Raw genomic sequence first — 5583 nt, 5'->3', positions numbered from 1 at the left:
CTCGCGCATGCCGGCCGCAAGGGGTCCAGCCACACGCCGTGGGATGGCGGCCAACAGATTCCGATCGTACAAGGCGGTTGGCAGACGGTCGCGCCCTCGGCCGTTCCGCACAAGGAAAGCGAGCAGGCGCCGCTGGCGCTGGATGGCGCGGGGCTCACACGCATCCGCAGCGCATTCGTCGACGCGGCTGGGCGTGCCGAACGCCTCGGCATCGATGCGCTCGAAGTCCACGGCGCGCACGGCTACCTCCTGCACCAGTTCCTGTCGCCAATCGCCAACCACCGCACCGATGAATATGGCGGCAGCCTCGAGAACCGCATGCGCTTTCCGCTCGAAGTGTTCGACGCGGTGCGTGCCGTGTTTCCCGCCGACAAGCCGGTCGGCGTGCGCGTCTCCGCCACTGATTGGGTCGAAGGTGGCTGGGATCTCGACCAGACCATCGCCTTCGCGCAAGAGCTGAAGCGGCGCGGCGCCGATTGGATCGACGTGTCCTCTGGTGGCGTGTCGCCGCTGCAGAAGATCACGCTCGGTCCGGGTTACCAGGTGCCGTTCGCCGAAGCCGTCAAGCAGGCCACGGGGCTGCCGACCATCGCGGTCGGACTGATCACCGAGGCGCGGCAGGCCGAAGATATCATTGCTTCCGGCAAGGCCGACATGGTCGCACTCGCGCGCGGCATGCTCTACGATCCGCGCTGGGGCTGGCACGCCGCCGCCGCGCTCGGCGGCCAGGTCAGCGCGCCGCCGCCCTATTGGCGGGCACAGCCGAGCCAGTTCAAGGAGCTGTTCGGCAAGACCAGTTTTGGGGCGCGCTGAGACGAAACTAATTGGATCGATGCGCATGGAAGCTCCGCGCTTCCGTGCGCAATTGGTTGCGGCATCTTGTAGCAGCAGCCGATTCCACTGACGGGCGAGCGCCGCCAATGGCGGCAGCAGCGTGGCGCCGTTATGGCTTCCTGTCCGTCGTGTTCTCGCCATTCCTGATCACCTCGATCTCGGTGATGGTGTGGCCCGAGTCGGTCACCGATGCCGGCTGGATAGCTTGGCTTACGATCGCATTCTATTGCCCGATCGCTGATCGTCATGTTGCAGGCATGGCTTGCCGTCTCCCGTCGCCAGGATGCCTGGTATGATCGCTTTGCCGGCACATGCGTGCTCCGCGCCGGCCAGGGGGGCGCGCCGTCGCAGATCGGTCCGGCGCCGATGGCGTCGGTGTTCGATTGACGATCCGGCATCGCATGATGCGGCATCGCAGTGATCCGGCGATTGTCATTTCCGCCGCGTCACTCTTCCGCCAGTGCTGCACCCGATGATTGTGGTCGTCCAGCGAAGTGCTAGACTTGGCGGACCACGTGCGGCGATGCCGGTTCGTTTGGTCGTGTCTCGTCGCGCGTGACAATGAGCGCATCGCAAAGATGCGCCGCAACATGCGCGAGAGGAAAGCGACCATGGAAATCGGATACTTTACGATGCCCTCGCATCCGCCGGAGTGCGGCCTGAAGGAGGGGCAGGAGTGGGACCTGCAGGTGCTGCGCTGGCTCGATGAGCTCGGCTATCAGGAAGCCTGGATCGGCGAGCATCACACCGCGCCCTGGGAACCGCATCCCGCGCCTGATCTCATCCTCGCGCAGGCGTTCCGCGAAACCAAGAATATCCGGCTCGGTCCCGGCGGCTTCCTATTGCCGTATCATCATCCTGCCGAGCTCGCGAACCGCGTCGCGGTGCTCGACCATCTCTCCGACGGAAGGCTCAATTTCGGCGTCGCCGCCTCCGGCCTGCCGAGCGATTGGGCGATGTTCAATGTCGACGGCATGAGCGGCCAGAACCGCGACATGACCCGCGAGGCGCTGGAGATCATCCTGAAGATGTGGAGCGATCCCGCGCCGTTCACCTACAAGGGCAAATATTGGACGGTGACCAAGCCCGAGGTGATGTTCGATTTCCTCAAGCCTCACCTCAAGCCGGTGCAGGCGCCGCATCCGCCGATCGGCGTCGCCGGCCTCTCGAAAAACTCCGACACCTTAAAGCTTGCCGGCGAGCGCGGCTTCATCCCGATGAGCCTCAACCTCAACCCGGCCTATGTATCCTCGCATTGGGATTCGGTCGAGGCGGGCGCCGCCAAGACCGGGCGCAAGCCGAACCGCGCCGACTGGCGGCTGGTGCGCGAGGTGTTCGTCGCCGACACCGACGAGGAAGCCTGGCGGCTTTCGACCGGCGACATGATGGGCCGGATGATGGGCGAGTATTTCCTGCCGTTGCTCGGCCATTTCGGCTTCAAGGACTATCTGAAGCACGCGCCCGACGTGCCCGACAGCGACGTGACCGTTGATTATTGCGCCAGGCACAATTGGATCGTCGGTTCGCCGGCGACCGTGGCCGAGAAGATCGAGACCATCTGGCGCGAGGTCGGCGGCTTCGGCACGCTGCTGGTGTTCGGCTTCGACTACAAGCACAAGTCCGAGGCAAGGCGGCACTCGCTGGAACTGCTGAAGCACGAGGTCATGCCGCGGCTGCGTCATCTCAACGCCGATCTGAACAAGGCGGCTTGACCTGCATTTCTGAGAAGCAGGCGCGCGCGTCCCTGCGAATGGACGCGCGAGCGGCTGGAAGCGATGTCGGAAGGCCCGGCATCGCGAACGACGCATGCGCGGCGCTGGGCTTTGGTAAGGCCCTGGAACATTCGCGTCATGGAACATGCGCGATCGAATCTAAACAATCATTCACCCTGCAACCTTTGCTGAAATCTGCCGTTTGATCCCTATTCCAGGCCGATTACCTCGTGCCCCGATATATGGGATCAAGCCGATGAATGTCAGCGAATATGTGTGGCAACGCCTGTCCGAATGGGGATTGAAGCGGGTTTATGGCTATCCGGGCGACGGTGTCGGCGGCCTCGACGTGGCACTGGAAAAAGCCAAGGACAAGATGGAGTACGTCCAGGTCCGCCACGAGGAGATGGCGGCCTTCATGGCCTCGGCGCACGCGAAGTTCACGGGCCAAGTCGGGCTTTGCTACGCCACGTCAGGGCCGGGCGCCATTCACCTGCTCAACGGTCTCTACGACGCCAAGATGGACCACGTCCCCGTGGTCGCGCTGGTCGGACAGCAGGCGCGAAGCGCGATCGGCGCCAGCTATCAGCAGGAAGTCGATCTCCACACGCTGTTCGGCGACGTCACCGAGTATGTGGCGATCGCCAGCGTGCCCGAGCAGGTCCGGCATCTGATCGATCGCGCCGTTCGCATCGCCCACAACAAGCGCGGCGTCACCTGCGTGATCCTGCCGAACGATCTGCAGGAGCTCGACTACAAGGATCCGCCGATGGCGCATGGCGCCACCCACACCGGTATCGGCTATGCCGGCCCTGCCAAGTTACCGGATCAGGCGCTGCTGGAGGCCGCTGCCGAGGTCCTTAATGCCGGCAACAAGGTCGCGATGCTGGTCGGTGCCGGTGCGCTGGACGCGACCGATGAAGTGATCGCAGTCGCAAACCGCCTGCAGGCCGGAGTCGCGAAAGCCCTGCTCGGCAAGGCGGCTCTGCCTGACGATCTGCCCTTCGTCACCGGATCGATCGGTCTTTTGGGAACGCGCCCGAGCTGGGACCTGATGAAGAATTGCGACACGTTCCTGATGGTCGGCTCTGCCTTCCCCTACAGCGAATTCCTGCCCAAGCCGGGCGACGCACGCGGCGTCCAGATCGACATCGACGGCAGCCGCTTGAGCCTGCGATACCCGATGGACGTCAACATGGTTGGCGATAGCGCCACCACACTGCGTGCACTGCTGCCGCTGCTGACGCAGAAGAAGCCCTCGTCCTGGCGCCAGGGAATCGAGGACGGCATGCGCGAATGGTGGGAGACCCTGAAGGCTCGCGCGATGGATTCGGCCGAGCCGCTCAACCCGCAGCGCGTATTCTGGGAGTTGTCGCCGCGCCTGCCTGATAATGCGATCATCACCGCCGACTCCGGCTCCGTCGCCAACTGGTACGCGCGTGATCTCAAGATGCGGCGCGGCATGAAGGCCTCGCTGTCGGGCGGTCTGGCTTCGCTTGGCGCCGGCACGCCTTATGCGGTGGCTGGAAAGATGGCCTATCCCGATCGCACGGTGATCGCCTGCATGGGCGATGGCGCGATGCAGATGAACGGGCTCAACGTCATGATCACGATCTCCAAATATTGGAAGCAATGGTCGAACCCGCGGCTGATCGTGCTGGTGCTCAACAATCGCGACCTCAATCAGGTGACTTGGGAGGAACGCATCCAGCTCGGCGCCGGTAAGACCGAATCGACTCAAAGTATTCCGGACTTTCCCTATCATCGCTATGCCGAGCTGCTCGGCCTGCGCGGTATCTTCGTCGACAATCCCGACAAGGTCGGCGCGGCGTGGGACGAAGCGCTGGCGTCGGATCGCCCGGTGATCCTCGAAGCCTATACCGATCCCAACGTGCCGCCGCTGCCGCCGCACATCACGCTCAAGGACGCCAAGAATTTCATCAGCATGATCCCGTCCGAGCCCGAGCTCGGCAGCGTACTGAAGAACAGCGCCAAGGAGCTGCTGACCAGCGTCCTGCCCGGGAAAGACTGATGAAACCGGAAGTCCCGATCGAGAGTGTGCAGGCGCAGGCGTTCACCGTGCCGACCGATCGCCCGGAAGCGGACGGCACCATCGCCTGGGACTCGACGACGCTGGTCGTGGTCGAGATCGCAGCCGGCGGCAAGAGCGGCATGGGCTACACCTATTCGTCAGCCTGCATCGTCGATCTAATCGGCAAGACGCTCGCCGAGAAGATCAAGGGCAAGGATGCGCTGTCGCCGCAGGCCGCGTTCGCTGCAATGGAGCGCGCGGTCCGCAATCTCGGGCGTGAGGGTCTTGCTGCGACGGCGATCTCCGCCGTCGATACCGCTCTCTACGATCTGAAGGCCCGCCTGCTCGATGTGCCGTTGGCGCGCTTGCTCGGTGCGTACAGGCTCTCCGTTCCCATCTATGGCAGCGGCGGATTCACCACCTATTCCGATTCCGAGCTTGCACAGCAGCTCGGTGGCTGGGTGGTCGAGCAGGGCTGCGCGTTCGTCAAAATGAAGATCGGCTCGGAGCCCGGGCGGGATCCGCATCGTGTCGAAGTCGCGAAGCGCGCCATTGGCAAGGCCACATTGTTCGTGGACGCCAACGGCGCCTATGGACCGAAGCAGGCGATCGCGCTTGCTGAGCAGTTTGCGGAGCAGGATGTCGGCTGGTTCGAGGAGCCGGTGTCATCAGACGATCTAGAGGGTTTGGCGCTGGTCCGCGCACAGGCGCCGGTCGGGATGGAAGTTGCGGCCGGCGAGTATGCCTACACGACGGACTATGTTCGCACCATGCTGCAGCACGGCGCGGTCGACGTGCAGCAGGCGGATGCAACGCGCTGCGGCGGCTACACGGGATTCCTGCAGGCCGCCGCGCTCTGCGATGTCTTTCATACCGATCTTTCCGGCCACTGCGCGCCTGCGCTGCATCTGCATGTCGCCTGCGCTGCGCCGCGCCTGCGTCACCTGGAATGGTTCCATGATCATGTGCGCATCGAGCACATGTTGTTCGACGGCGCGCCACGAC

At 64.0% G+C, this 5583-nt stretch carries 5 protein-coding genes; all 5 read left to right on the top strand.

Annotation, left to right across the window (positions count from 1 at the left end; all coding sequences use genetic code 11):
* Positions 1-813 (top strand): oxidoreductase (locus WA702_RS17620; RefSeq protein ID WP_425111816.1); only part of this gene is annotated, 813 nt, incomplete at its 5' end.
* Positions 814-920: 107 nt separating this feature from the next.
* Positions 921-1130, top strand: coding sequence for a hypothetical protein (locus WA702_RS17615; RefSeq protein WP_425111815.1), 210 nt, complete (start codon positions 921-923; stop codon positions 1128-1130).
* 315 nt (positions 1131-1445) lie between these two features.
* Entirely contained in the window at positions 1446-2546 is a 1101-nt protein-coding gene (locus tag WA702_RS17610) for an LLM class flavin-dependent oxidoreductase (RefSeq protein ID WP_425111814.1), read from the top strand.
* Between the two features lie 256 nt (positions 2547-2802).
* The gene (locus WA702_RS17605) at positions 2803-4578 is read left to right on the top strand and encodes a thiamine pyrophosphate-requiring protein (RefSeq protein ID WP_425111813.1); all 1776 of its coding nucleotides are present in this window, start codon (positions 2803-2805) and stop codon (positions 4576-4578) included.
* The coding region (locus tag WA702_RS17600; RefSeq protein WP_425111812.1) for an enolase C-terminal domain-like protein at positions 4578-5583 on the top strand (1006 nt) is incomplete at its 3' end. The genes WA702_RS17605 and WA702_RS17600, both read left to right, overlap by 1 nt.

It is taken from the genome of Bradyrhizobium sp. (genome assembly GCF_049798375.1).
Lineage (GTDB): Bacteria > Pseudomonadota > Alphaproteobacteria > Rhizobiales > Xanthobacteraceae > Bradyrhizobium.
Note: the sequence above shows the minus strand (reverse complement) of the source record. Positions and strands in the feature narration are given on the sequence as shown.

Excerpts from the sequence above, each read along its gene's own strand:
- WA702_RS17615 (WP_425111815.1), top strand. The coding sequence starts at position 921 with ATGGCGGCAGCAGCGTGGCGCCGTTATGGCTTCCTGTCCGTCGTGTTC.
- WA702_RS17610 (WP_425111814.1), top strand. The coding sequence starts at position 1,446 with ATGGAAATCGGATACTTTACGATGCCCTCGCATCCGCCGGAGTGCGGC.
- WA702_RS17605 (WP_425111813.1), top strand. The coding sequence starts at position 2,803 with ATGAATGTCAGCGAATATGTGTGGCAACGCCTGTCCGAATGGGGATTG.